This is a genomic window from Parasphingorhabdus sp., assembly GCF_036964565.1.
Taxonomy (GTDB): Bacteria; Pseudomonadota; Alphaproteobacteria; order Sphingomonadales; family Sphingomonadaceae; genus Parasphingorhabdus.
Map to the genome: position 1 here is coordinate 112035 of NZ_JBALTN010000011.1, position 26204 is coordinate 138238.

A 26204-nucleotide genomic window follows, 5' to 3' on the forward strand; every position below is an offset into this window, starting at 1 on the left:
ACGCATCATTTTGCCGCTTTGCTGCCTTTGCGCCATTTGGTCCACAAATGCCGGGCCAGCATGAGCGGCGGCATCCGCAGCCAGTGGGAGCGGACGTAGAAGGCAAAGCGGGTGAGCTTGCGGGTTTCCCGGCCGAAGCCGTCGCGCGCGAGCATCCGCCGGGCATAAAGATAATCGGCAAATTCGGTCTGGCCGGCCCGATATTTGTAGACCGGTGTATGGTAGAGGCGTGCCGCAAGCCGCAACGCGCGCTCCATTTCGCGAACCAGACCATGGGTTTTGGCGCGCACGGCCAGCTCCGTCCAGAATTCCTCGTCGGCTTCGGAAAATTCCCGGATCAGCCGGTCGATGTCCCACAGGTTGCGCAATCCGCCTGCGAGGTCGCCGTCAGCAAACAGGTGCGCGATCGAATGCAGGACCATGTCGGTCGGGGCCATGACGTGCAGGCCGCTGTCCAGCGCAACGGCATTGTTGAGCATCGCCTGCGCATCCGGGTCCGGGCGCGCCGTCAGCGGCAATATCGTGTGATGCACGTCGATCATCCGGTCCCGCTCCCGGTGGATCATCGGCGGCAGTTCATGCATATGCTGGCGATAATATTCGTCGTCATAGGGGTCGGGCTTGACCCATTCCCATCCGGCATCGAGCAAAGCCGTCTCGACGGCGGGCAGGTCGTCGCGGTCCACCATGATATCCAAATCGCCGATGCTTCGCCCCACGCCGGCGGAGAGATTCGCTGCAACATAGGCGGTGCCTTTCATCAGCACGATCTTGCCCGGATAGCCGGCCAGTGCACGGCGAGCGCAATCGGCTTCCCACAGGGCTTGCCGGCGGGCCAGGTCGTGGGCACCGACCGCGTCCTGCAGAACCGCGCGCACCCGATCCGGAACCGCGACATACTGCAGCCGGTGGGCCAGCGCTCCGATCAGCGATTCGGCGCGGGCGATGCTGATCAGTTCGGACCACTGGTGGCTTGCCAGCGTCGCGACGCTGGCCGGATCACGCAGTGCATCAACCAATATCCGCGCATCGTGCATCATGGCGCCTCGCTCCAGAGGGCCTGGATCAGCTCTTCCGCCTGTTCGGTGGACTGGTAATCCATCGCCTTGACCGGAACCGTGCCGACAAATCGCGTCAGCGCACGAAAGCCGGGCTCGCCCAGCGCAACATAATTGGTCGAGGCCTGAGTCAGTCGCACGAATATTTCGGACTGTCCCATGTCCCGCAAGGCAGGTGCGTAACCGAAGCGGGGAAACAGCAGCAGCGCCGGGCGGGCGGACTGGTCCATCCGTTCGATCGCGCCCAGAGGCGGTACCAGATGGCGGATATCGCCCTTGGGCGTCTGCTTCATATCCGGACCGAAACGGTCGGCGGATACAACCGCCTGCATGGCGGCAATCGCCTGATTCTTAAGGCTGATCAGACGGGGAAAGGGAAATATGTCGCCGGTATCAAGGCTGAGCAGGGCAAATTCGTCACCCATGAAGCGCCATCCGCGTTCCGCCAGCATCGCGGACAGGGTCGACTTGCCCGATCCCGACAGGCCGGTCATGACCAGTGCCCTGCCGTCCTTTTCGACGCTGCTGGCATGGAGCAGGAGATGCCGGCGCCAGCCGAGCGCCATTTGCAGGTTCATCCCCATCTCGGCGGCCAGTAGTCCCTGCGCGAGTGGCAGCGGCGCGGCGTCGGGCAGCCAGAAATCGCCACCAATATGGACGGAGGGACGGATATGGCGGCGCCAGGGCTTTTCCGGTTCCAGCCGCACCGTGAAGTCGACGATGTCGTCCGGTGGTGCCGGATATTGCGCATATAGCGCGGCCAGTTGATCGAGCGGCTGCTGCCAGGCGGACGCGATCCGGAAGGCCGCCGGTCCGATTTTCAGCGAGATCTGATTCAGGCCGGGCATCATCCCGTGATCCTCGAGACCAGTCCCAGCGCGGACAATTCTTCCAGCCGCGCGAGGACAATGGTCTCCGTGTCGGTCGCCAGCTCGACATCATATTCGGTCGCGAGGAATGCAGCAATTTCGGGTGCCGACATCGCGCGGTCTGCCATCACGTCCAGGATCGCTGGGGCAGGATCCGCGAGCATATGGGTGATCCCGGAGGTGCGATGAAACAGCAAGGTCATGCTGTCCAGCTCGTGCCAGATCAGATCATCCGCGGCAGCGGCCCGATATTTAGGGGTCATGGCATATTACCTGCGATTCTGGTCCGACATGCCGGCCTGATAGCAGGGAAATGTTAAAATAGGCTGGTAATATCAGCGCGGCATTTGCAGCGAGGCGTAGCAGGTAAAGCCGCTCTGCCCCGCCTGCAGACGCCGGATGTAGTTGACATAGGCCTGGGACTGATCGGGCGCGGTGCCCGGCAGCGTCCGTCCGTTCATCGCCCGACGCACCTCCTCGCCGGTGAAGTTGCGACCGGCAGGCGGAAACGCGCCCGGTGTGTCCGCCGAGACAATCGAACCGTCCGCGCCAATATAGCCACCGGCGGCGTTGTTGCTGGGAACCGGGATTTCGCAATTGAGCACGGAGCCCGCGGTTTGCGCCAAGGCCGGCTTGATGCTGACCACCGCCGAAGCGGTTATGGCGCCCATCATCAGCGCGCGACGGCGGGTTACCACGCCGGATGCCTGCGGGCCAGCGGCTGCCGATTCCGGTTGAATTTGGTCTGTCATCAAGCTCGGGTCCGTGGTTTTCCTAGTTTCAGTTTTCGACGCATAAGCAGAAATCTCGCAAAAAGCGAGCAATCAGTCGCCGCCGGAAGAAGGCGTCTCCTATCGGGACATAGACATGAAAATTGTTAACATCGCCTATACGCGGTGCTGGTTGGTGCAGCGTCCGGCAATATTCCGTTTGCCGATCCGGCCCGGGTCCGCCTAAATGCCGCCCATGAATATGTCAGAATCGGCCAGATGACCGCGATTTCCCCCCTTCGGCTGCTGGTTGCGCTAGCATTCCTGGTCGGTGGCGCAATTCTCGCCGGACAAATGTCGCAGCCCGGCCAGCAGTTTATCGTGATCATCGCGAGCGGCGCCATCGCCCTGTTCACGGCGCTACAGGACCCCCCTGCCCCTCCCTTGCCCGATCCCGCGACGCTGGAACGCCAGCGCAAGCAGATATTGTATCAGGGACGGTCCGAGGCCTATCAGGATGTCATCGATCCGCTGACCGATCCGATATTGCTGGTGCGCAATGCCAAGGTGGCCGCTGCGAATCCGGCTGCTGCAAAAGTGCTCGGCAACCATATTGTCGGCGAGGATGTGCGGATTGCCATTCGCCATCCGGCTGCGGCCGACCGTCTCTCCAACCCCGAGGCGCGGCACACCGGCGAGCCGATCCTGCTGGTGGGGGTCGGGAGCACCGACCAGCGCTGGGAGCTGCGGATCAATACGCTGCAAGACGGTCTGAAGCTGGTCCAGCTTTCGGATCGCAGCAGCCGCTATGCCGCCGAGCGCATGCGCACCGATTTCGTCGCCAATGCCAGTCACGAGCTGCGAACGCCGCTGGCTGCGATCAAGGGCTTTCTCGAAACACTGGAGGATCCGGAGGCCGGCAAGGACGACGCGACCCGCGCCCGCTTCCTGAAGATCATGTACACCGAAGCCGATCGCATGCAGCGCCTGGTCGAGGACCTGATGTCGCTTTCCCGGATCGAAGCGGAAAAGTTCGAACTGCCGTCCGAGCAGATCGACCTCAGCGAACTGGTCACCGAAGCGAGAGACTTTTACATCAACAGCCGCGGCAAGAAGGAAACCGAGATCGTGGTCAATCAGCCGGTCAATATCCCGCTGATCCGGGGGGACCGGGCGCAATTGTCGCAGGTCGTGAACAATTTGCTCAGCAACGCATTCAAATATGGCAAGAAGGGTACGCCGGTCACGATAGATCTGGCGCCGAACAGAACCGGGACGATGCTTTGTCTGGCGATCCGGGACCAGGGCGACGGCATTGCCTCCGAACATATTCCCCGCCTGACCGAACGCTTCTACCGGGTGGACAAGGGGCGCAGCAAGTCGATCGGCGGGACGGGCCTCGGCCTGTCGATCGTCAAGCATATTTCCGAACGGCACGGCGGGCGCATGGAGATTGCCAGCGAAGTCGGCGTCGGCACGACCGTGTCGATCCTGCTGCCGATCGCAAGCAATTCTCTTGCCGGGGAAGATAGCCAGAATGCTCCGGTCTAGAGGCCCGATCCCGGTCGCCCTGCCGGCCGGGTACCGCAACTTCCGGCCTCGTCACATATCTGTAACATATCTGTAATGATCAGGACATTGCCTCTGCCTAGAAGCCACCGCATCGAGCCTGTTAAACGGGACCATGGCAGCTCTTGCCACGGACCCAACGCAGAGAAACTGGGGATTTTTTCATGACAGCACGACTCGCAATATTTGCGACCGCCTGCCTTGTCCTGTCCGCCTGCCAGGATCAGGCTTCCGGGGGCCAGGGTGGCACCAGAAGCGAGATCCGTATCGTCGGTTCGTCAACCGTTTTCCCCTTTGCGAAAGCCGTGGCCGAACAGTTCAGCATCAACGGTTCCAATCCCTCTCCCATTCTCGAGTCGACCGGCACCGGCGCCGGGATGAACCTGTTCTGCTCCGGTGTCGGTGCCGATACACCCGATATCGAGAATGCGTCGCGCCGGATAAAGGCTTCCGAACTGGAATTGTGCCAGAGCAATGGCGTCAACGATGTGGTCGAGGTGCAGATCGGCATCGATGGAATTGCCGTTGCCCAGGCCAATGAAGGGCCGTCCTATTCCCTGACCCCGGTGCAGATTTACCGGGCGATTGCTGAGCGGCCGTTCGGCAAGGAGAACAACGCCCGGAAATGGTCGGACATCGACGCCGCGCTGCCGGACCTTCCGATCAGCGTCTACGGCCCGCCATCCACATCGGGGACGCGCGATGCGCTCACCGAGCTGATCATGGAAGTCGGCTGTCTCACCGATCCGGCTATCAAGGTGCTGAAGGACAGCGACAAGGCCCTGTTTGACGCGGTGTGCCACGAAATCAGGGCCGACGGCGCCTATATCGACGCGGGCGAGAATGACAATCTCATCGTCCAGAAGCTGAAGGCCAATCCCAACAGCGTCGGCATTTTCGGCTTCAGCTTTCTCGAGGAAAATCTCGACAGCGTGCGCGGCATCCCGGTTTCCGGGGTCGGCCCGACCTATGATGCGATCGCCTCGGGCGAATATCCCGGAGCGCGGCCCTTGTATATCTATGTCAAGAAGCAGCATGTCGGGGTCATTCCAGGCCTGAAGGACTATCTGATGGAATTTCTCGATGGCGGGAAGCCGGAAGGCTATCTGGTCAAGGTCGGCCTGATCGCCTCTCCGGACGCGGTGCGGGAAAAGATGATCGGGGTGGTGAGCAACATGACCCCGCTTGCCGTCGGTGACCTCAAGTAATCGCGCCGTAACCGGCATTTTTTACAGATGATTTTGATACAAGGGCGGAACCAGATATAGTGACAAGCGCGACGCTTCTTTTTCTCGTGATCGGCCTCGGCCTGGTGGCATGGTTTTTCGGTCGCCTGAAGGCTGCCGGAATGCAGTCCGCCGGCAAGAAATCCCGTTCGGTGCTGCACAGCCTGCCGAATTATCATGGCTGGTATGTGGCGCTGTGGGCAATTATCCCGGCGATCATCTTCCTTACGTTCTGGAATGTCGTCAGCCCGGCGCTGATCACAGACGCTGCGCTGACCAGCCCGGCTGCCGCGGCCCTGCCGCAGGACGGCTTTGCCCGCGCGGCGATCCTGTCGGAGGCCCGCGCGATTGCCTATGGCAACCAGGTCAACGCGTTCAACCCGCTGTCCCAGTCGATGGTCGAACCCTATCGCGACGCGATTGCCTATTATCAGATGATCGGCGCGGTCGCCGCGCTGCTGCTGGTCTTCGCCTGCGGGGTGTATGCGTGGCTACAGATCAAACCTGACCTCAGGGCCCGGACCAAGATCGAACGGGTCACGATGCTGCTGTTGCTGCTCGCCTCGCTGATCGCGATCATCACCACTGTCGGCATTTTCCTGTCGCTTGTCTTTGAATCCGTGCGCTTCTTTTCCATGGTGTCGCCGATCGATTTCCTCTTCGGTACCGAGTGGAATCCGAAAGCCGTCGCCGGGCCGAGGGGCGAAACCGGCTTTGGCGCCATCCCGCTGTTCTGGGGTACGGTGTTTATCGGCGCGATCATCGCGATGATCGTCGCCATCCCGTTGGGTCTGATGAGCGCGATCTATCTCACCCAATATGCCCCGGCCAAGTTCCGCTCCTGGATGAAACCGATTCTGGAGGTGCTCGCCGGCGTACCGACGGTGGTTTACGGCTATTTTGCCGCGCTGACCGTGGCGCCGGCGCTGCGCGACTTTGCTGTCTCTATCGGCATCTCCAACGCATCGTCGGAATCCGCGCTGGCCGCCGGCGTGGTGATGGGGATCATGATCATCCCGTTCGTCTCGTCGATGGCCGATGACAGCATCGCCGCCGTGCCGAGCGCAATGCGCGACGGCTCGCTGGCGATGGGCGCGACCCACAGCGAAACGATCAAGAAAGTCCTGATCCCCGCGGCCCTGCCGGGCGTTGTCGGCGGCGTCCTGCTGGCTGTCAGCCGCGCGATCGGCGAGACGATGATCGTCGTCATGGCCGCCGGTCTCGCTGCAAACATGACCGCCAACCCCTTCTCCAGCGTGACGACCGTGACCACTCAGATCGTCCAGCTGCTGACCGGCGACCAGGAGTTCGACAGCCCCAAGACGCTCGCTGCATTCGCCCTTGGCCTGGTGCTGTTCATCGTCACCCTGCTGCTCAATCTGATCGCCCTGCGCGTCGTCAAAAAATATCGGGAAGCATATGAATAGTCTCACCGACACCAACCGCCGCCCGACCGACTGGCAGGGCGAAGCGATGCAGAAGCGGATCGCCGGCCGTTATGCCGCCGAGCGTCGATTCAAGGCGATGGGTATCGCCGCGATCGTCCTGTCCGCGGGCTTCCTGGCGTTCCTGCTGGTGGTCATGGTCGGCAACGGTTTCCGCGGCTTCACCCAGACCGAGCTGCCGGTAACGATTGATTTTCCCGCCGTTACCGGAGGCGCCTCGCCAAGCCAGTTCCAGGGCCCCAATGCGGATGCCAACCTGCAAGCCATGGGTTTGCGCGATATTGTCGACAGCAGTATCGAGATCCAATATGGCGCGGACGGTGCCGACCTGTTTTCTTCCGGCGCATGGACCGCGGTCAGCGCCCGGATATTGTCCGATCCCGATATCGTGGCGGAAAAGACAAGGGTTTATCTTCCCGTCACTTCTCAACTCGACGTTGCCTACAAGAGTGGCGGAACCGCCGAAGCGGAGCAGACCGTCCGGCGACTGGCCGGCCAGCTGTCGACCGGGTTCAACTGGAACTTCCTGAGCAATTCCGATGCCACCGATCCGATGCAGGTCGGCATCTGGGGGGCGTTCAAGGGATCCCTGATCACCATGATCGTCACGCTGATGCTGGCCTTCCCGGTCGGTGTGCTGGCCGCGCTCTATCTCGAGGAATATGCGCCGAAGAACCGGTTGACCGACCTGATCGAGGTATCGATCAACAATCTGGCCGCCGTACCATCGATCATCTTCGGCCTGCTGGGTCTGGCTGTATTCCTCAACTTTTTCGGAATGCCGCGATCCGGTGCGCTGGTCGGTGGCCTGACGCTGGCACTGATGACCATGCCGGTGATCGTCATTTCCGGGCGCAACGCCGTCAAATCGGTGCCGCCCTCGATCCGGGAAGCCGCGCTGGGCATCGGCGCCAGTCCGCTGCAGGTGGTTTTTCACCATGTCCTGCCGCTCGCCCTGCCCGGCATATTGACCGGCACCATCATCGGCATGGCGCGGGCGCTGGGCGAGACGGCACCGTTGCTCATGATCGGCATGCGCGCGTTCATCGCGACGCCGCCGAGCGGCATCACCGATCCTGCCACGGTATTGCCGGTGCAGATCTTCCTGTGGTCGGATGAAGTCGACCGCGGCTTTGTCGAGAAGACCTCGGCGGCCATCATTATATTATTGTTATTCCTGTTGATCATGAACGCATTGGCGATCTACCTGCGCAACCGTTTTGAAACCCGCTGGTAGTCGTTCCGATGACCATAGATCAGAAACACTTGAACCGAGCGAAAGCGTAAATATGACAGATTCGGCCACTCCAGGCATGACCACCGACGGCGGAACACCGAAGATGACCGCGCGCCATGTCGATGTTTTCTATGGCGACAAGCAGGCGATCAACGACGTCTCGATTGACGTGAACATGGACAGCGTGACGGCCTTCATCGGCCCGTCCGGCTGCGGCAAGTCAACCTTCCTGCGCTGCATGAACCGGATGAACGACACGATACCGATCGCGCGCGTCACCGGCGAGATCCATCTGGAAGGCGAAGATATCTACGCCTCCAGGATGGACGTGGTGCAGTTGCGGGCCCGCGTTGGCATGGTTTTCCAGAAGCCCAATCCCTTCCCGAAGTCCATCTATGACAATATTGCCTATGGACCGCGCATCCACGGGCTGGCGACCGGCAAGGAAGAACTGGACGAGATCGTCGAATCCTCGCTGCAGCGCGCCGGTCTCTGGGGCGAGGTGAAGGACCGGCTGCAGGACAGCGGCACCGCGCTTTCCGGCGGCCAGCAGCAGCGCCTGTGCATCGCCCGGGCGATTGCCGTGGATCCAGAAGTGATCCTGATGGACGAGCCGTGCTCGGCGCTCGATCCGATCGCAACGGCGAAGATCGAAGAACTGATTCACGAACTGCGCGGGAAATATGCTATCGTCATCGTGACGCACAATATGCAGCAAGCCGCACGCGTGTCCCAGAAAACGGCCTTTTTCCACCTCGGTACGCTGGTGGAATATGGCGAAACGACTGATATATTCACCAATCCGCGGGAAGAAAAAACGCGGGACTATATCACCGGTCGCTACGGCTAAGGTACAGATGAACAGGAACAACCATGGTGAATAGCGGCACAGAACATACGGTCAAAGCCTTCGATTCCGATATCAACGAATTGCGCGGGATGGTCGCCGAAATCGGCGGGCGCAGCGAGCAGGCGATTGCCAAGGCGATGCGGGCGCTGGAGAACAGCGATCTGGAACTGGCGGAAGAAGTGGTCAGGGAAGACAAGCTGATCGACGATCTGGAGAAGCGGATCGACGAGCTGACCTTTCAGACGATCGCTCTGCGGGCACCGATGGCGGATGACCTTCGCGAACTGATCGCCACGTTCAAGATTTCCGGCGTCGTCGAGCGGATCGGCGATTATGCGAAAAATATCGCCAAGCGCGTGCCGCTGGTAACCCAGACGCACCGGTTGCGGCCGATCTCGCTGCTGCCCTCGATGTCAAAGATCGCCAGCGAACTGGTCCGCGATTCCCTCGACGCCTTCGCTCGCCGGGATGCGGAACTGGCGATGGAAGTGAACCGGCGCGACCAGATCGTGGACGATTTCTACAACAGCATCTTTCGCGCCGTGATCACCCACATGATCGAAAACCCCAAGGATATCGGCGAAGCGGCGCATCTGCTGTTCATCGCGAAGAATCTCGAACGCATTGGCGACCATGCCACGAATGTCGCCGAAATGGTCTATTTTGCTGCCACCGGCGAGCCGATGCCCGAGCGGACCCGCGGAGAAAATCCGACAACCCCGGTCGATGACACGAACAAGGACGGGGCCAACTGATGCCAAACGCAAAATTATTGCTGGTCGAGGATGATGCCGCGCTCGCGGAGTTGCTGACCTGGAACTTCAAAAAAGAGGAATATGATGTCATCCACACGCCGGACGGCGAGGAAGCGCTGCTACTGGTCCAGGAACATCGCCCGGATGTGATCCTGCTCGACTGGATGCTGGAAAGCCTGTCTGGCATCGAAGTCTGCCGGCGGCTGCGCCGCTCTTCCGAAACCGCCAATATCCCGATCATCATGCTGACCGCTCGCGGCGAAGAGGAAGACAAGATCCGCGGCCTAGAGACCGGCGCCGACGATTATATCACCAAGCCGTTCAGTCCGCGCGAACTGATCGCCCGTGTCAAGGCCGTGCTGCGCCGGGTCCGCCCCGCCCTGGCCGGGGAAAAATTGACCTTCGGCGACCTGGAAATGGACACGGTTGGTCACAAGGTGAAACGCGCCGGCGAAACCATACCGCTAGGACCCACAGAATTTCGCCTGCTCCGCCATTTCCTGGAACATCCCAACTGGGTATTCTCCCGCGAACGCCTGCTCGACAGCGTCTGGGGCCAGGACAGCGACATCGAGCTGCGCACGGTGGATGTTCATATCCGGCGCCTGCGCAAGGCCTTGAATGCCAATGGCCGCTCCGACATCATTCGCACGGTCCGGTCCGCCGGCTATGCGCTCGATACCGACGCGGCGGATAGCTAGCTTCCAGGACTGGCGGGATGCAGAACCGGCGGTCTGTAAACACTAGTCGACCAGCTTCATTAGCTTTCGCTCGACCGGAGCAATGACCCCGGCCAGGTCATGGCCCCGCTTCAATATCTGCCCCTGTTCGCCATGGAGCGACCACATGCCCTGACGGTTGCGCTCTGCCGGTCGCTTTTCGATCCGGATCTGGGGCCGCTCGGATGCCCGGCGGAAGGCGGCGAATATCGCGACATCGCGGCGCATGTCCATGGCATAGTCTTTCCAGTGGCCGGCGGCGACCATCCGGCCATAGAGATTGAGAATGCGGTCGAGTTCCCGCCGTTCAAACCCGACCTGAGACGCCTGGCTGCGGTCGGGAAAGGCCGCAATGTTGGATTCGCCGAAACGCATCAAGCGCTATCGCGTCCCTTTTCCGCAACGCCGCTCCGGTCGCCGTTTCGTTCCTCGGCAAAGGCGGCGATCCGTTTCTGCAATTGCTCCATCTCGCACTGCAGGATTTCCAGTTTCTGCGTCGATGGATCAAAAATCTCGCTGCAGGGCGTGCCATAGGGAATGAATTCCTTCTGGTAATCCTTTGCCTCGACCAGCGTCGGACGCGCCCGCACGCCCACCATCGTGGCGCCTTCGGGAACGTCCTGGGTCACCACCGCATTGGCACCGATCCGCGCCCGCTTGCCGACGGTGATCGGGCCGAGCACCTGGGCGCCCGAACCGAGGATGGCATCATCCTCGATAGTCGGATGCCGTTTGCCGCCCACGCCATTGGCCGGATTGGTACCGCCGAGCGTAACACACTGATAGATCGTGACATTGTCGCCGATTTCGGCGGTCTCGCCGATGACGGTAAAACCGTGATCGATAAACAGGTGCCGGCCGATATTGGCGCCCGGATGAATGTCGATGGCGGTGAGAAATCGCGAAATATGATTGATCAGCCGGGCGAAGAAATACAGTTCGCCGCGGAACAGCCAGTGCGCCAGACGGTGCAGGCCAACGGCCAGAACCCCCGGATACAGGAGTACCTCCCACCGCGAGCGGGGAGCGGGATCCCGGGCCTTGATGGAATCCAGATAAGCGCCCAGTTCCCGAAACATGTTTTTCCTCCGGATATTGTCAGGCTTTCAAACTAGGCATGAAGCCCCTCCATTTCCAGTTTTTTTTTGCAACCGAAACCGGGCAAGGCTTCCAATATTGGTCATTATCACTATATTAGATCAGTAATCTTCGATTGATCGAAAGACTCGATAATGGCGACCTATCTTCCGACGCTCAAGCAGCTCCAGTATCTCGTGGCCCTCAAGGAACACGGCCATTTCGGCAAGGCCGCAGAATCCTGCTTTGTCACGCAGTCGACCCTGTCCGCCGGGATCAAGGAACTCGAAGCCTTGCTGGATATCGTGCTGGTGGAACGCACCCGCCGCGTCGTCCGCTTCACCGAACTCGGCAACCAGATGGTCGAAAAGGCCTATCGCATCCTGCGCGAGGCGGAGGAACTGTCGGAGATGGCGCGATCGGCCGGCAAGCCGCTCGCCGGCGATGTGCGGATGAGCGTGATCCCGACCATCGCCCCGTTTCTGCTGCCACGCCTGCTGCCGCAATTGCGCAAGGAGCGCCCGGACCTGAAGCTCTACCTGAAAGAGGAAACCAGCCAGGCGGCCTGCGATTCCCTGCACCACGGCCACGCTGACTGCGTGCTGCTGGCGCAACCGTTCCCATGCGGGGATGTCGAGGCGGAAGTGCTGTTCAGCGACGAGATACTGGTGGCCTTTCCGAAAAATGATCCGCGTGACCCGCCGCTGGAAGTCGATCCGGCGCATATCGACGAGACCCAGCTGCTGCTTCTGGAAGACGGCCACTGCCTGAAGGATCATGCGCTGGCGGCCTGCAACCGGCCCGAACTCAGGGCCTCGGCCCGGATGATGGGAACCTCGCTGCACACGCTGGTCCAGATGGTTGACAACGGCCTGGGTCTCACCCTTTTGCCCAGAATGGCGATCGATGCCGGGATATTGAACTATACGGACATTGTGGCCAGACCGCTGAAATCGGACCGCGCAACCCGTGACATTGCACTGGTCTGGCGCAAGAACAGCCCCCGGCGCAGCGAATTTCAGCTGCTGGCGGAAATCATGCGGGGGGCCCAGAACTGGGTTTCGAAAGCCCAGCCCTAGCCGGTTGCTAGTCGGCCCATTTTTTCGCTGCGTCGATATCCGACGCCCGTTCCTCGATCCACCGCGTCTCGCCGTCGCTTCGGGTTTCCTTTTTCCAGAACGGGGCCACCGTCTTCAGCCGGTCCATGATGAACGAGCAGGATTCGATGGCCGCTTCGCGATGGTCGGATCCGGTCACCACCAGGACGATATTGTCGCCGACCGCCAGAATGCCCACCCGGTGGATGATGGTGACCGCGTGGAGCGGCCATTGGCTCAACGCCTTGTCGGCAATGTCGCGCAGGGCCTTGGTCGTCATCGCTGGATAATGCTCGAGTTCGAGCGATTGGAGATTGCCGTCGTCGCGGACCTGTCCGACAAAGCTGGCTATGGCACCGCCGCCCTCGCCTGCCACGCTCCGCGTTTCCTCGGCGATGTCAAAATCGTGCGACTGGACCTCGATCCTGATCATCCGCCCGTGACCGGCGGAAATATCGCCAGTTCCCCTGCCGATCCGACCGGCGAGTCCGGACGGCTGTAGTCCTGATCGAGAGCGAAACGCAATTTGTCGACATCCGTGAAAATCTCTTCATGCCCCTCGCCGCGACGGGCAAGCACGGCCAGTACATCAGCGATCGTGTCGATGCCCGCGTCCAGCGACAGCTGCTCGTGGTCAAGACCAAGCCGTTCCCGCACCCAGGAAAAATAGACGATGTTCAGCGAACGGCTCATCAGTCCATGTGCTTCAAGCCGACCCGCAGATAGTCCCAACCCGTTATCAGGGTGAGAATGGCGGCTGCCCAGAGAGTCCACAGCCCGACGGTCTCGACGACGGGAAACTGTGGCAGGCCGCCGGCCAGTATCAGGGCACCCAGCGAGATCATCTGGAACCCGGTCTTCCATTTCGCCAGTTGCGAAACGGGAACGCTGACCTGCAGGCCGGCGAGAAACTCGCGCAGGCCCGAAACCATGATTTCGCGGAGCAATATGATGATCGCGGCGATCGTGTGCCAGCCGTGGATATCGCGGGTGAATATCAGCATCAGGACCACCGCGGCGACCATGATCTTGTCGGCTATCGGATCGAGGAATATCCCCAGCTTGGAGACCGTGCCCTGGGTTCGTGCCAGATAGCCGTCGAAATAGTCGGTGACCGCCATCAGACAGTAGAGGCCAAAGGCCAGCAGATAGTCGATCGGCAACGGCTGCGATGCCAGCAAATCAAAATTCGGCCACAGCAGAAACACCAGAATCGGCACCGCAAATATCCGGGAGAGTGTCAATATGTTGGGCAAATTGAGCATCGTGGCCTCCGCATAAACGGATTTGCGCCAAATGAAAATTGATTCAGCCGATTCGGTGCCGAAATCGTTGCCGCTGCCCCGGTCATACGGTTTGACCCAAGAGCGGAAAGGGTTAAGGATGCCGGTTCGCCCCTTCTTCGTCCCAGCCAGAGATACCAGACCTTATGCAAAACACGGCGCACCTGCTGCGGACCCGAAGGTTTTTACCGCTGTTTCTCACCCAGCTCCTCGGGGCATTCAACGACAATCTCTTCAAATTCTCGATGGTCATTCTGGTGACCTACGGGATCTATGACAGCGAGTCGGAGGATTTTGCGTTCAACGCGCTCGCGTCCGGGCTTTTCATCCTGCCCTTCTTTCTCTTTTCGTCGCTCGCCGGTCAGTTGGCGGACAATTACGACAAGGCGCGCATCACCCGCTTCGTCAAGACACTGGAGATTTTCATCGCGCTTGTCGGAGGGGTCGGACTCTGGCTGCACAATATTCCGATCATGCTGCTCGCCCTGTTCCTGCTGGGGCTGCAATCGACCTTCTTCGGTCCGATAAAATATGCAGTCCTTCCACAACATCTGCAGAAGGATGAAGTACTCGGCGGGACCGGCCTGGTCGAGGCGGGCACCTATATCGCCATCCTGGCCGGGACGATTCTCGGCGGCATCATCATCGACCGTGATGGCAACGGTGTGGAGATTGCCGTATTCGCGGTGTTCATCGTCGCCCTTATCGGGCGCGTTGCAGCCCAGTTCATGCCCCCTGCCCCAGCCCAGAAGGAGGTCGAGAAAATCGACTTCAATTTCGTTCGTTCTTCGATACGGCTGATCTCGGCGACGCTTCATGTCCGCAGGCTTTACCTGGCGATTATCGCGATCAGCTTTTTCTGGACCATTGGTTCGGTCCTGATCATCCAGTTTCCTCCGCTTGTGGAGAATGTCCTGACCGCCACTCCGCAAGTGGCGAGCCTTTTTCTCGGCGTCTTCTCGATCGGTATCGCCATCGGCTCCGTCCTCATAAACCGCTTGCTGAAAAGTGAGGTATCGGCGCGATTTGCGCCGGTGAGCGTCATTCTGATGGGTCTGTTCGTGCTCCTTCTCTATTTTATCGCGCGCAACTGGGACGGCTTGCCCGAAGGCCAGCTCTACACGTTCGAGACGTTCATTGTTCACGATGGAGCTTGGGCGTTGCTCGGAACGCTGGGTGGCGTTGCGATCTTTGGCGGCATGTTTGTCGTTCCGCTCTATGCCTTCCTGACCACCACCGTCGATATCAGTCAGACCGCGCGGACGATTGCCGCCAACAATGTCGTCAACTCCGGCTGCATGGTCGTGGGTGCGTTGGTCGCTCTTGGACTAAGCCTGCTTGGAGTCTCGACCACGGAACAGTTGCTGCTGGTAGCCGCGATGTGCCTGGTCGCCGCATGGCTCGGCCAGCAGCTACACCGCGCCTGCGACTGATCGCGTCACGATCAGAATATAAATGTGTAAAAGGCCGTGAAGAATGCCAGGAAGCTGAGTGCGAACAGGCTGATGTCATCTCCCCTGCGGGCGCGGCGGGTCCGTGCCGAAGAATTCGAATCCCGGTCTTCCCTAGCGATATCCAGCGTCCTTGCGGGCAAGTTTTGCCGGAAGGGATGGCGAATAGCGTCCTTGGGTAGCAGCAGCAATGCAAGTCTGTCTCTGTTCATGACGGCTGGTTAACAAGTTGTTAGCCATTTTTTCCAGCATGAATTTCGAGGCCATGGTTAACGTCTTGAATTGGTACATCGCGCGTCTGCGGCGGGCTGAGGCCCTTACTGGCCCGACAAATTAACGAAGACCGTGATCGCTTGTGCCAGAGCGGTATTTCAGGCCAAGAATTGAATCTGTGTGATCTTTGCAACGGACATCGGATATTCCTAATTTGAACAATAAGATGGTTGATTTCAGTAGGCTGTTATGCCAATGACTCGTGCGTATTGAATGAAATGCGAAACCCTGAAGGAGCAAATTATGCGTTTCGGTAAAATTGGAATGGCTGCAGCCGCAGCCGCATCGCTTGTAAGCGCACCCGTCTTGGCACAGGCTTCCCAGCCTGTCTCGTCCATCGCACGTACCAGCGCGACGGTTGAAGACGAAAGCAACGTCGAGGGTGGATCGGGCATCATTATTGCGATCCTCGCTGCAGCAGCAGTTATTGGCGGCATCATTATCGCAGCCGACGGCAGCGAAAATACGCCAACCTCCCCCTGAATTCAGTTCAGAGATAAAATTTGGAAATGGCGGCCCGTTGGTCGCCATTTTTTTTGGATTCGCAATTCCATGGGTAACCCGGGAATTTGATCCCAGCGTAACATTTGCCGTCATGCATACAGTCGGTTGCACAACGGCTCTGGATTACCCATATCCCGTTTCATGACAGAAAATCAGCAACATGGCCTCCAGCAATGGCACGGCACCACCATCCTCTCGGTCCGCAAAAACGGAAAGGTTGTCGTCGTTGGCGACGGGCAGGTCTCGATGGGCCAGACCGTGATGAAGCAGAATGCCCGCAAGGTGCGGCAACTGCATGACGGATCGGTGATCGGCGGCTTTGCGGGGGCCACTGCGGATGCCTTCACCCTGTTCGAACGGCTCGAGGCCAAACTGGAACGTCACAGCGGCCAGCTGATGCGGGCTGCTGTCGAGTTGGCCAAGGACTGGCGGACCGACAAATATCTTCGCAATCTCGAAGCATTGATGATTGTCGCGGACAAGGACATCACCCTGATCCTGACGGGAAATGGCGATGTGCTCGAACCGAACGAGGGGATCGCGGCGATCGGCTCCGGCGGCAATTTCGCGCTTTCGGCAGCCCGAGCCTTGATGGACTATGAAAAGGACGCGGAAAAACTGGCGCGCAAGGCGATGCAAATTGCGGCCGAAATCTGTGTTTACACCAATGATCAGGTGACCATCGAAACACTCGACAGCAAGGCCTAATCCTTGCTCTTCCTTGAAAATTCGAACGAAGAGAAAAGCTTATGCAGGCGAACCTGACCCCCAAAGCCATCGTCAAGGCACTCGATGAACATATTATCGGCCAGCAGGAGGCCAAGCGCGCCGTCGCCGTTGCCCTTCGCAACCGTTGGCGACGCCAGCGGCTTCCGGCTGAACTGCGGGAAGAGGTGACCCCGAAAAATATTCTTATGATCGGCCCCACCGGCTGTGGCAAGACCGAGATCTCCCGCCGGTTGGCGAAACTCGCCGATGCACCGTTTATCAAGGTGGAGGCCACCAAGTTCACCGAAGTCGGATATGTCGGACGCGATGTCGAGCAGATTGCCCGAGATCTTGCGGAAGAGGCTGTTCGCCTTGAACGCGAACGGCGGCGGATGGCGGTGCACGAAGCCGCAGCGGAAGCGGCAATGAAGCGTCTGCTGGATGTGCTGTGTGGCGAAAACGCCAGTGAAGCGACCCGAGAGAGCTTTCGCCAGCGGGTTGTCGACAATCACATGAACGACACCGAAATCGAAATTGAAGTCGAAGACACGCCGAACATGCCCATGGATATTCCGGGCATGGGCGGACAGATCGGGATGATCAATCTGTCGGACATGATGGGAAAGGCCCTCAATCAAAACCGGATGAAACGCCGGAAAATGAGGGTGGCCGATGCCTGGGACAAACTGGTCGAGGAAGAATCGGACAAGCGTCTCGATGACGAAGATATTTCCCGCGCCGCGATCATGGACGCAGAATCCAACGGTATTGTCTTCCTCGACGAGATTGACAAAATCGCAGTGAGCGACATGCGCGGCGGGTCTGTAAGCCGTGAAGGCGTCCAGCGCGATTTGTTGCCGTTGATCGAAGGCACGACGGTCGCAACCAAATATGGCCCGATGAAAACGGACCATATCTTGTTCATTGCATCCGGCGCGTTTTCCATCTCGAAGCCAAGCGACATGCTGCCTGAACTGCAGGGCCGTTTGCCGATCCGGGTGGAGCTGCGGGCCCTGACAGAGGCAGATTTTGTCCGGATATTGACCGAAACCAAGGCCAATCTTCCCGCGCAGTATATTGCCCTTCTCGGGACCGAGGACGTCAGGATCGAAATCACGCAGGACGCGATAGAGAAGCTGGCGGAAATTGCCGCCAACGTGAACGAAACGGTTGAGAATATTGGTGCCCGACGGTTGCAGACCGTGATGGAAAAGCTGCTGGAAGAAATCAGCTTCACGGCCGAGGATCGCGCGGGCGAAGAGATCAGCATCGACCGGGATTATGTTGAAAAGCAGCTGTCGGAAGTCGCCAAGGACACCGACCTGTCGAAATATGTCTTGTAACGACATCGGCTGATTGCCCATATCATAGCGTAATGCTGTAAACGGGCGCAGGGTTGCAGATTTTGGCTGCCAGTCTGTAACCTGGCCGCAGAGCGCCGCGAACAGCGATCAGGATTGCGATATGGAGCTTCACATGAAACAGACCGGCTTGTTATTTTCCACATTTGGCCTGATCGCGCTGCATGGCTGCTCCGAGCCTGCATCGACCGAGCCGACGGCGAATACCGAACAGGTTGAGAAAACAGCCGAGACCATCGTCATGCCGATCTCCGAGGCGGACAGCATCGATGCCGGCCTGGCGGTCGGGAAGCAGGTCCCGGTTGCCGCAAGCGTGCTTTTGGACGGCAAGACTGTCACTATCGGTGAAATTCTCGAGAAGGGCCCTGCCCTGTTTGTCCTGACCCGCTCGGTGGAATGGTGCCCCTACTGCCAGACCCAGCTGAAATCGATCAATGCGATCGTTGGAGATCTGGAGCAGCGCGGATACACGCTCTACGGCCTGAGCTATGACAGCCCCGATCAGCAGGATCGCTTCTCGATGAACCAGATGCTGACATATGACATGCTGTCTGACCAGACATCGACCGTCATTGATGCGCTGGGTCTGCGCGATCCGCAATATACCGAGGGCCGCGCCGCTGGAGTTCCCTATGCCTCGGTACTGATCGTCGACAAGAATGGCACAATCATAGCGAAATCAGTCTCCGGCGATTATAAGAAACGACCGAGCAACGACCAGATATTAGCCCTGGTCGATTCCATCTAGTTGCTGATCGCGCTGTCGGATCGAGACACCGAAGACTCGTTGTCATTGGCGGCAAGCCTCTGGGATTCCGGCAGTACGACCAGTTTCCATTTCCTGCTATCATCGAGATATTTGACGGCCAGAGCTTGCACTTCCTCCGGGGTAATCACGGTATAGTCACTGAGCAGGCTCTGCAATGCGACGAATTTGCGGGGATTGAAGGTTGCTCCTTCCAGCTGGCTCATCCAGAAACTGTTGCCGCTGCTGGCGCGGGCGATAAGCTGACGGAGAGGTTCAACGACGCGCTGCAATTCGTCGGAGCTGACCGGCTTTTCTCGCAAATCCTTGGCGATCATGTCCACGACATTGTAGAAGCGGTCGATGTTATCGGGGGTCAGTTGGCTTTGCGCACCGATATAGCCGCCGGATTCAAATTCCACGGGCCAGCTGTTGACCACCTGCGGACTGTAGCTCGCCCCTTGCTGGGAGCGGAGAATTTCAAACAGTCGATCATTGAAGATGGAGGTCAGCACCTCGAGCTTGCGGCTTTCGCGTATATTGTCCAAACCCCCTCCGGTTGGCCATGCGACCATGGCTGCAGCGCGCTCCTTGTCGCCCTTGTGGACCAATATTTCGGGGCCTGCCTTGGGCTCCGGAAACTGCGGCGAAACGGCCAGCGGAGCAACGGTCTTCGACTGGCGATTTTTTAGCGCGCCAAATGTCCGCAATATGGATTCCACCGCCTGGTCCCGGTCGAAATCGCCAAACAGCATCACTTCAATTGGTCCACTGGCCAGCACGGGCTGCCAGAATGCACGGAATTTTTCGGCTGTCAGCTGTTCAAAATCTTGCTTGTCCGGGGTCTTCCACCGCGGATCCTTGCCTCGCAAGAGCCATTCCAGATCGCGGTCGAGCACCGCTTGCGGAGAAGCGGAAAAACTGTCGTAGCCGATCAGGGAGGCTGCCTTGCTGCGAATGACGGGTGCAGCGTCCCATCGCGGGAAGGCCAGCTTCGCGGCCATCAGGTGCAGTTGGTCCTCAAGATCGGAAGGCCTCGTGTCGGCGGCAATTTCGAAGGCATCATTATCGATATTGAAGCCCAGACCTATCCGGCGACCGGTTGTGATCTTGTCGAGCTCCTCCTGCCCGAGTTCGCCCACGCCGCTAGCCATCAGCGCCATCGCACCCGACCAGGCGACCGTCTCCTGTTCCGAGGACAGACCGCTGTACCCGTTGCCAAAGCGGACATTGACCATGATCTTGTTGCGTTCCGCGCTATTGGGAAAGAGCAGAACCCTCACGCCATTGGCAAGTTCCAATTGTTCCATGTCAAAGCGCTCGATCTTGTCCGAAGACCTGACGGTCCCCTTTTTTCCGATTTTCTTCAGCTTTTCGAAACCGATATCGGACTGCACGACGCGAACATCGCTTGCCGCGTCGACCGGTTTGCGCAGCGCTTCCGCCAGTGCCACCGCCCCGTTTGCAATCTGATCGGGGGAGGTCAGCAAGGCGCGGGTAGATACGCCGGAGAACAGGTCACGGGTCGATTGAAGCAAGCGCGCCGGCGTATAGAGATCGCGCATCCCTCGAAACATATCCAGTGCCACCTGGGGCGTTGCAATGGTTTCCCGGATATCGACGGCATTGATGATATTATCCGCCTGCTTTCTGGCGGCTTCGGTCTGATAGCTTTCGACGCCGATCGCCAGCGCCGCATCAAATTCGGCAATTTCCCGAGCGATATCTGCTTCCGAAGGTTCCTGCGCGGTGGCGTCGGCAATAACCGCGCGGACATCCCTGAGCGCGGCTTCCCAGTCGTCGCCCAGCGGCACGATGCTGACAAATGTGCCGTCGATCGAGCGGCTTACGTCTTCCTGTCCCACGCTGGCCTGCAAATAGCTGCCGCCACCCCGTGCCCGGGCTTCCAGTCGCCTGTTGATCAGCTGCAAGGCAAGCAGGTCGATCAGAATTTGCTGGTTGTACACAATCGTGTCCTCGACCTGCTCCCATGGCCGGGCGATGACCATCGATATGAAGCGCGGCAGCGTAGGCTCGACCACCAGCGTGCTGATGTCGTCGATCTCCTCCGGCTGACCGAAATCGGGGATGGTTCCCGCCGCGCCCTCGCCCTGCCACTGGGAAAAATGCTTGTTCAGCAACTCTTTGAACATTGCCGGGTCGCCATCACCGGCAATGACGATGACGGTGTTTTCGGGTCGATACCAGCGGCGATGGAACAGCTGCAGCATTTGCGGCGTGGCGCCTGCCAGCGTTTCAGGCGTTCCGATCGGCGCGCGATTGGCCATGCGCTGACCGGCAAAGAACAATTCCCGCGTCGCATTTTGTACCTTGGTCTGCGGTCCGGCGCGCTCCCGCAATTCGGCCAGTACTACCGGCCGCTCTGCATTGACCGCGGTCATGCTGAGGCCGGGCGAACCGACCATGCCGGATAATATCTTCAGGCTTTCGTCGAGGCTGGCCCTGCTGGCGTTCGGCAGATCGAGCTTGTAGACCGTCTGGGTGGGCGTGGTTTCGGCATTGCTGTCGCTGCCGAATGTTGCGCCCAGTCGCTGCCACACGCGCTTGGCCTCGCCATCGGGCACATGGGTCGACCCGCGAAAGGTCAGGTGCTCCATGAAATGCGCAAAGCCCTGTTCCTCATCGGTTTCCATCAGCGATCCGACATCGACGCGCAGTCGGATCGAGACCTGTCCCGGAGGAACGCCATTGCGCTTGACCGCATAGCGCATGCCGTTGTCCAGTTCGCCAAAGGTCCAGCTCTTGTCCACGGGAACATCGCTGTTCTTGTACAGCCATGGCAAGGTATCGTCTTCGCCTGGTTGCTGCGCTGAGACCGCCGTCGGCATCAGCGTCGCGCTTACTCCGGTCAGGCAAAGGGACAAATAGAAGGCGATGTTTCTGGCGATGGATTTCATGACGAGGATATAAGCAGACCCATTCTTGCTGGCCAGTGAATATTGGGTGGATTCATGTCCTCATATTCCGCGACACGTCTTTAGGCCTTGATCGGCACCCTGATAATCGCCAGATAACAGTCATGTTGATAGAAACCGAAAAAACCCCAAATCCCTCGACCCTCAAGTTTCTGCTGGGGCAGCCCGTCATGACCGACGGAACGCGCGATTTTGCCTCGCCCGAAGATGCCGAAATATCGCCGCTGGCGGAGGCCCTGTTCACGCTCGGCGATGTCACCGGAGTGTTTTTCGGGTCGGACTTCATATCCGTAACCTGTGGACCGGGAGCGGACTGGAGCGATCAGAAGCCGCAAGTGTTGAGCATCCTGCTTGATCATTTCTCGGCCGGATTGCCACTGTTCAAGCCCGGAAGCGCGGGCGAAATCGTCGTCCCTCCGGAAGAGGAAGTGCACGACGATCCGGAAGACGCGGATATTGTCGCCCAGATCAAGGAACTGATCGAGACACGGGTTCGTCCGGCGGTTGCCAATGATGGCGGTGATATTATTTATCGCGGTTTCAACAAGGGGACGGTTTTTCTGAAGATGCAGGGCGCGTGTGCCGGATGTCCGTCTTCTACCGCAACCCTCAAGCACGGCATTGAATCGCTCCTGAAGCATTATGTGCCTGAGGTTGTCGAAGTACGGGCAGCTTGATCATTCACAAGGCAAAGGCAGTTACATGAATTCACCACTTGGCCAGGCAGCGCTCGATCAGCTGTTTCTGGAAGCGCGAACCTATAATGGCTATCAGGACCGGCCGGTCTCCGTTGACCAGCTCCATGCGATCTGGAATCTGATGAAAATGGGACCGACCAGCGCAAACATGCTGCCCGCGCGGCTGATCTGGTGCCACAGCCAGTCGTCTCGGGACCGGCTTGCCGCGCTTTCGTCCGAAGGCAATCAGGACAAGATACGCAAGGCCCCGGCCGCTGTCATCATCGGCATGGACCAGGATTTCCACGAGCATCTGCCGGAACTCTTTCCGCACGCCGATGCCAAAAGCTGGTTCGAGGGAGATCCTGAGGCGAGAAAAACACACGCCATGCGCAACAGCTCGCTCCAGGGTGCCTATTTCATCTTTGCTGCCCGCGCCATCGGACTCGACACGGGTCCGATGTCGGGGTTCGACAATGACGCGGTCGACAAGGAATTTTTCTCCGATCAACTCCGCGTCAAGTCCAATTTCATTTCGACGCTGGGCTATGGCGATCCTTCGACAATTTTCGAACGCAGCCCCCGGCCGGAATTCGACAAATTCAACAGCCTGATCTGAACGGCTGATGGCCGCGCGGCTTCTCGTGATCGACACGGCTACCATTGCCTGTTCGGTTGCACTCTTCGAAGACGGCGACCTTCTCGCCTCTCATTACGCGGAAATTGGGCGCGGGCACGCGGAAAAGCTTGTTCCTGCCATCGCCGAGCTTCCCGGCAGAGGCAAGGCAGAGAATATCCTGGTCAATTGCGGACCGGGGAGCTTTACCGGCGTGCGTATCGGGATTGCCACGGCCACGGCCCTGGCACTGGCATGGGGATCAGAGGTCCATGGATATAATTGCCTCGCGCTGGTGGCGGCGCAAGCCCAAGCTGGGCTCGATGCGCCCCAGTCCGTGTGTGTCGCCATGGCGGCGGGACACGGTGAATATTTTGTGCAGAATTTTTCCGCAGCCGGACAAGCGCTCGGCGCCTTTCTGACACTTCAGCCGGATCAGGCCGCCGACCAAGTTCGTGCTGACCTCATAGTCGGAACGGCAGCGGCCGATCTCGGCCTTGCCATGGGTGTCGATACTCATTTTTCGATATTGCCAAATGCGGTTCATGCCCCTTTAGTGCACGGCGATATGAAGAAAATGCCAGCCAAACCAGTATACGGGCGAAAACCAGATGCCCAGCCAGCAATCAAAAGCTGAACAATGGCCAGTCGCCGACCCCCATGGGAAGAGGATATATTTGCTCCGGTCGATATAAGGTCTGGCGATCTGTCGGATCTTGATGCCGTCATGGGTGTCATGGAAAAGGCGTTTCCGAAGACCTACGGCGAAGGCTGGAACAATCACCAGTGCCGGTCGATGCTCGTGATGCCCAGCGCCAAACTGCTCATCGCAACGCGTGACGAAAATATCTGCGGATTCGTGATCAGTCGGCAAGCCGCGGATGAGGAAGAGCTTCTGATGATCGCCGTTGCCCCGGAATGTCAGGGTCAGGGCATAGGTTATTTGCTGCTGGAGGAAATGCTCGCATGTGCCAGAAGTGACCAGGTAGCTTCTGTCTTTCTTGAAATGCGGGCGGATAATCCGGCAGAAGCGCTGTATAGCAAGTTCGGTTTTCACCAGATCGGGCTGCGCAAGGACTATTATACTGGACCAAATATGGAAAAGTTTGATGCGCTTACTTACAAGACCATACTAACAATTTAACCGGTTCGCCGATGCGGTTGCCTGTTGCAGCTTGCCGCAGTTCGTGCAAATACCGCCGCGCTAAAAAAGCAATAAAACAATAATGGTCGCACAAAGGTATTATAACATGACAGACGAAGAAATTGCGCTGAACGAGACGCTCATCACGCTCACTTCAGATATTGTTGCTGCGCATGTCAGCAACAACAGTGTCGCGGTATCCGATTTGCCGCTTATTATCAGCAGCGTTCATGGTGCTCTGGCGGGGCTGTCGGGACAGGCCGTCGAACAGGCCCGCCCGGAGCCGGCGGTTCCGGTGAAGTCATCGATCAAGCCCGACTATGTGGTGTGCCTTGAAGATGGCAAGAAACTGAAGATGCTGAAAAGGCATCTGATGACCCATTATGGAATGACGCCCGAGGATTACCGGGCGAAATGGGGCCTGCCGAATGATTACCCCATGGTTGCGCCCAATTATGCCGAAAAGCGCCGGCAGCTTGCCAAGGCAATCGGCCTGGGCAAGAAAAAGGGCAAGAAGAACTAAATCTAATTATTGTTATGCGGGTTCGGTGAAATTGCGGCAAGTTTGCCGCAATTTTCCCTTTGCAATATCGGGCTCGCCGCATAGAGTCTCCGCCAGCGTAACGGAAGGGTTCCATGCCGCAAAAAATAGATCTCGAAGCATTGTGCGCAGAAAAAGGACTTCGCATTACCGATCAGCGTCGGGTCATTGCGCGCGTCATTTCCGATGCCGAAGACCATCCTGACGTCGAAACGCTGCATGAGCGCGCGTCTGCGGTTGATTCCCGCATTTCGATTGCAACCGTTTATCGGACCGTTCGCCTGTTCGAAGAGGCGGGGATACTGGATCGGCACGATTTTGGAGACGGTCGTGCGCGCTATGAAGCGGTGCCCGAGGCGCACCATGATCATCTGATTGATGTTGAAACCGGTCGCGTGATTGAATTTGTCGACCCGGAACTGGAAGCACTGCAAAAGCAAATTGCCGAGAAACTGGGCTTCCGGCTGGTTGACCATCGCATGGAGCTATATGGCGTATCTCTCGCCAGAAAAAGCTGACGTGCCGTATCCCGATCCGGATGCACGGCCCTGCGACATCCAGCCAATGGCGTATCGGCTATGGGACGGAGCCACTTCCATGGGTTACATAAGATTTGCTTTGCGGATGGCGCTGATCTTTATAGCGCTGTTTTTCTGCATCCCTTTTTACTATTTGTGGCGACTGTTCGGGATATCCAATCCCTGGCCGCGGACATTCCTCAAGATTGCTGCCTTTGGCTGCGGTGCACGAGTGAAAATTATCGGCACGCCGATCAAGCGTGATGTTTTCTTCATTTCGAACCATCTTTCCTGGGTCGATATTGCGATATTGGGGGGGCACAGCGGCACAGCATTTGTGTCGAAGGAGGAAATCGGGGACTGGCCGATCATTGGCTGGCTTTGCAAGCTCAACGATACCGTGTTCGTTTCGCGATCCGACCGGATGGGTGTCGCCCAGCAGATAAATCAGCTGCGCGATGCGCTTGAGCAGACCTGGGCGATAACGATTTTTCCGGAAGGTACCACCACCGACGGGTCGACCCTGCTTCCGTTCAAGGCACCGCTGCTAAAAGTGCTGGAACCGCCCCCCGCCGGGATCATGGTGCAGCCGATTTTCCTCAACTACGGCGACAATGCCCGCGAGATCGGATGGACTGGCGAAGAAAGCGCGCCTTCCAATGCATGGCGCCTGCTAACCCGCAGAGGCAGCTTTCTGGTTGAGGTGCATTTTCTTGAACCGTTCGATCCCAACCATCATTCCGGACGAAAGCAAATCGCGGCAGAGGCACGGCGCCGGATCGCCATTCCGCTTTCGGCTTCCCTGGGGGGGAAAGCCATTGTATAGGCCTGCCAT

Annotated in this window: 30 protein-coding genes; 20 read left to right on the forward strand and 10 right to left on the reverse strand. The window is 58.8% G+C overall.

The genetic code is table 11. The annotated features are described in order from the left end of the window. Positions 1-5 precede the first annotated feature (5 nt). The 4 genes from V7650_RS15270 to V7650_RS15285 form a co-directional block, all read right to left on the reverse strand. Complete coding sequence (locus tag V7650_RS15270) at positions 6-1037, reverse strand: nucleotidyltransferase domain-containing protein (RefSeq protein WP_335657153.1); 1032 nt, start codon at positions 1035-1037, stop codon at positions 6-8. Next, on the reverse strand, positions 1037-1909 hold the full coding sequence (locus tag V7650_RS15275) for an HprK-related kinase A (protein WP_335657105.1): 873 nt from the start codon (positions 1907-1909) through the stop codon (positions 1037-1039). The genes V7650_RS15270 and V7650_RS15275 overlap by 1 nt, the downstream gene beginning before the upstream one ends. After that, entirely contained in the window at positions 1906-2190 is a 285-nt protein-coding gene (locus V7650_RS15280; RefSeq protein ID WP_335657106.1) for an HPr-rel-A system PqqD family peptide chaperone, read from the reverse strand. Before V7650_RS15280 ends, V7650_RS15275 begins: the two co-directional genes overlap by 4 nt. Before the next feature lie 72 nt (positions 2191-2262). Continuing rightward, complete coding sequence (locus tag V7650_RS15285) at positions 2263-2679, reverse strand: hypothetical protein (protein ID WP_335657107.1); 417 nt, start codon at positions 2677-2679, stop codon at positions 2263-2265. A gap of 144 nt (positions 2680-2823) precedes the next feature. On the opposite strand from V7650_RS15285, the gene V7650_RS15290 reads away from it, so the two are divergent. The 7 genes from V7650_RS15290 to phoB all read left to right on the forward strand — a co-directional run bounded on the left by V7650_RS15290 (position 2824) and on the right by phoB (position 10420). Further along, positions 2824-4188 (forward strand): sensor histidine kinase, encoded by a 1365-nt coding sequence (locus V7650_RS15290; protein ID WP_335657108.1) that lies wholly within the window; start codon positions 2824-2826, stop codon positions 4186-4188. Between the two features lie 182 nt (positions 4189-4370). Further along, complete coding sequence (locus V7650_RS15295) at positions 4371-5414, forward strand: substrate-binding domain-containing protein (RefSeq protein WP_335657109.1); 1044 nt, start codon at positions 4371-4373, stop codon at positions 5412-5414. A gap of 125 nt (positions 5415-5539) precedes the next feature. Continuing rightward, on the forward strand, positions 5540-6859 hold the full coding sequence (pstC, locus tag V7650_RS15300) for a phosphate ABC transporter permease subunit PstC (RefSeq protein ID WP_442955316.1): 1320 nt from the start codon (positions 5540-5542) through the stop codon (positions 6857-6859). Further along, positions 6852-8114 (forward strand): phosphate ABC transporter permease PstA, encoded by a 1263-nt coding sequence (gene pstA / locus V7650_RS15305; protein ID WP_335657111.1) that lies wholly within the window; start codon positions 6852-6854, stop codon positions 8112-8114. The genes pstC and pstA overlap by 8 nt, the downstream gene beginning before the upstream one ends. A 52-nt stretch (positions 8115-8166) precedes the next feature. After that, positions 8167-8964, forward strand: coding sequence for a phosphate ABC transporter ATP-binding protein PstB (gene pstB / locus V7650_RS15310; RefSeq protein ID WP_335657112.1), 798 nt, complete (start codon positions 8167-8169; stop codon positions 8962-8964). Positions 8965-8987: 23 nt separating this feature from the next. After that, a complete protein-coding gene (gene phoU / locus V7650_RS15315) occupies positions 8988-9719 on the forward strand; it encodes a phosphate signaling complex protein PhoU (protein ID WP_335657113.1) in 732 nt (243 codons plus the stop codon). Further along, positions 9719-10420 (forward strand): phosphate regulon transcriptional regulator PhoB, encoded by a 702-nt coding sequence (gene phoB / locus V7650_RS15320; protein WP_335657114.1) that lies wholly within the window; start codon positions 9719-9721, stop codon positions 10418-10420. Before phoU ends, phoB begins: the two co-directional genes overlap by 1 nt. Before the next feature lie 42 nt (positions 10421-10462). On the opposite strand, the gene V7650_RS15325 is transcribed toward phoB, so the two are convergent. Then, entirely contained in the window at positions 10463-10813 is a 351-nt protein-coding gene (locus tag V7650_RS15325) for a DUF2794 domain-containing protein (RefSeq protein ID WP_335657115.1), read from the reverse strand. Beyond that, a complete protein-coding gene (epsC, locus tag V7650_RS15330; protein WP_335657116.1) occupies positions 10813-11517 on the reverse strand; it encodes a serine O-acetyltransferase EpsC in 705 nt (234 codons plus the stop codon). The genes V7650_RS15325 and epsC overlap by 1 nt, the downstream gene beginning before the upstream one ends. 153 nt (positions 11518-11670) lie before the next feature. Between epsC and V7650_RS15335 the strand changes: the two genes are divergently transcribed. After that, positions 11671-12594, forward strand: coding sequence for a hydrogen peroxide-inducible genes activator (locus V7650_RS15335; RefSeq protein ID WP_335657117.1), 924 nt, complete (start codon positions 11671-11673; stop codon positions 12592-12594). Positions 12595-12601: 7 nt separating this feature from the next. Here the strand turns inward: V7650_RS15335 and V7650_RS15340 are convergent, their stop codons facing one another. From V7650_RS15340 to pgsA, 3 genes are read right to left on the reverse strand one after another with little or no spacing between them, the layout of a single operon-like run. Beyond that, entirely contained in the window at positions 12602-13045 is a 444-nt protein-coding gene (locus V7650_RS15340; protein ID WP_335657118.1) for a molybdenum cofactor biosynthesis protein MoaE, read from the reverse strand. After that, complete coding sequence (gene moaD / locus V7650_RS15345) at positions 13042-13305, reverse strand: molybdopterin converting factor subunit 1 (protein ID WP_335657119.1); 264 nt, start codon at positions 13303-13305, stop codon at positions 13042-13044. Before moaD ends, V7650_RS15340 begins: the two co-directional genes overlap by 4 nt. Beyond that, on the reverse strand, positions 13305-13877 hold the full coding sequence (pgsA, locus tag V7650_RS15350) for a CDP-diacylglycerol--glycerol-3-phosphate 3-phosphatidyltransferase (protein ID WP_335657120.1): 573 nt from the start codon (positions 13875-13877) through the stop codon (positions 13305-13307). The genes moaD and pgsA overlap by 1 nt, the downstream gene beginning before the upstream one ends. Before the next feature lie 164 nt (positions 13878-14041). Here pgsA and V7650_RS15355 point away from each other — a divergent pair, with 164 nt between their 5' ends. From V7650_RS15355 to V7650_RS15375, 5 genes are all read left to right on the forward strand, one after another. Further along, positions 14042-15328 carry an MFS transporter gene (locus tag V7650_RS15355; RefSeq protein WP_335657121.1) on the forward strand — a complete coding sequence of 429 codons (1287 nt, stop codon included), beginning with the start codon at positions 14042-14044 and terminating at the stop codon, positions 15326-15328. Between the two features lie 534 nt (positions 15329-15862). Beyond that, positions 15863-16102, forward strand: a complete 240-nt coding sequence (locus V7650_RS15360) for a hypothetical protein (protein WP_335657122.1) — start codon at positions 15863-15865, stop codon at positions 16100-16102. 162 nt (positions 16103-16264) lie between these two features. Further along, positions 16265-16831, forward strand: coding sequence for an ATP-dependent protease subunit HslV (gene hslV, locus V7650_RS15365; RefSeq protein ID WP_335657123.1), 567 nt, complete (start codon positions 16265-16267; stop codon positions 16829-16831). Between the two features lie 41 nt (positions 16832-16872). Further along, positions 16873-18174: an ATP-dependent protease ATPase subunit HslU gene (gene hslU, locus V7650_RS15370; RefSeq protein WP_335657124.1), complete on the forward strand. Its 1302-nt coding sequence runs from the start codon at positions 16873-16875 to the stop codon at positions 18172-18174. A gap of 133 nt (positions 18175-18307) precedes the next feature. Then, entirely contained in the window at positions 18308-18940 is a 633-nt protein-coding gene (locus V7650_RS15375) for a peroxiredoxin family protein (RefSeq protein ID WP_335657125.1), read from the forward strand. On the opposite strand, the gene V7650_RS15380 is transcribed toward V7650_RS15375, so the two are convergent. Continuing rightward, entirely contained in the window at positions 18937-21855 is a 2919-nt protein-coding gene (locus V7650_RS15380; RefSeq protein ID WP_335657126.1) for a M16 family metallopeptidase, read from the reverse strand. The genes V7650_RS15375 and V7650_RS15380 overlap by 4 nt on opposite strands. A gap of 122 nt (positions 21856-21977) precedes the next feature. On the opposite strand from V7650_RS15380, the gene V7650_RS15385 reads away from it, so the two are divergent. The 7 genes from V7650_RS15385 (at position 21978) to V7650_RS15415 (ending at position 26195) form a co-directional block, all read left to right on the forward strand. After that, positions 21978-22550, forward strand: a complete 573-nt coding sequence (locus V7650_RS15385; RefSeq protein ID WP_335657127.1) for a NifU family protein — start codon at positions 21978-21980, stop codon at positions 22548-22550. Between the two features lie 25 nt (positions 22551-22575). After that, positions 22576-23169 (forward strand): malonic semialdehyde reductase, encoded by a 594-nt coding sequence (locus V7650_RS15390; RefSeq protein WP_335657128.1) that lies wholly within the window; start codon positions 22576-22578, stop codon positions 23167-23169. A gap of 7 nt (positions 23170-23176) precedes the next feature. Beyond that, positions 23177-23803 carry a tRNA (adenosine(37)-N6)-threonylcarbamoyltransferase complex dimerization subunit type 1 TsaB gene (gene tsaB, locus V7650_RS15395; RefSeq protein ID WP_335657129.1) on the forward strand — a complete coding sequence of 209 codons (627 nt, stop codon included), beginning with the start codon at positions 23177-23179 and terminating at the stop codon, positions 23801-23803. 3 nt (positions 23804-23806) lie between these two features. Continuing rightward, positions 23807-24310, forward strand: a complete 504-nt coding sequence (gene rimI, locus V7650_RS15400) for a ribosomal protein S18-alanine N-acetyltransferase (RefSeq protein ID WP_335657130.1) — start codon at positions 23807-23809, stop codon at positions 24308-24310. 106 nt (positions 24311-24416) lie between these two features. Then, on the forward strand, positions 24417-24833 hold the full coding sequence (locus V7650_RS15405) for a MucR family transcriptional regulator (protein ID WP_335657131.1): 417 nt from the start codon (positions 24417-24419) through the stop codon (positions 24831-24833). Positions 24834-24946: 113 nt separating this feature from the next. Further along, on the forward strand, positions 24947-25369 hold the full coding sequence (locus tag V7650_RS15410; RefSeq protein WP_335657132.1) for a Fur family transcriptional regulator: 423 nt from the start codon (positions 24947-24949) through the stop codon (positions 25367-25369). 79 nt (positions 25370-25448) lie between these two features. Next, positions 25449-26195, forward strand: coding sequence for a lysophospholipid acyltransferase family protein (locus tag V7650_RS15415; RefSeq protein WP_335657133.1), 747 nt, complete (start codon positions 25449-25451; stop codon positions 26193-26195). The last annotated feature ends 9 nt before the right edge of the window (positions 26196-26204 follow it).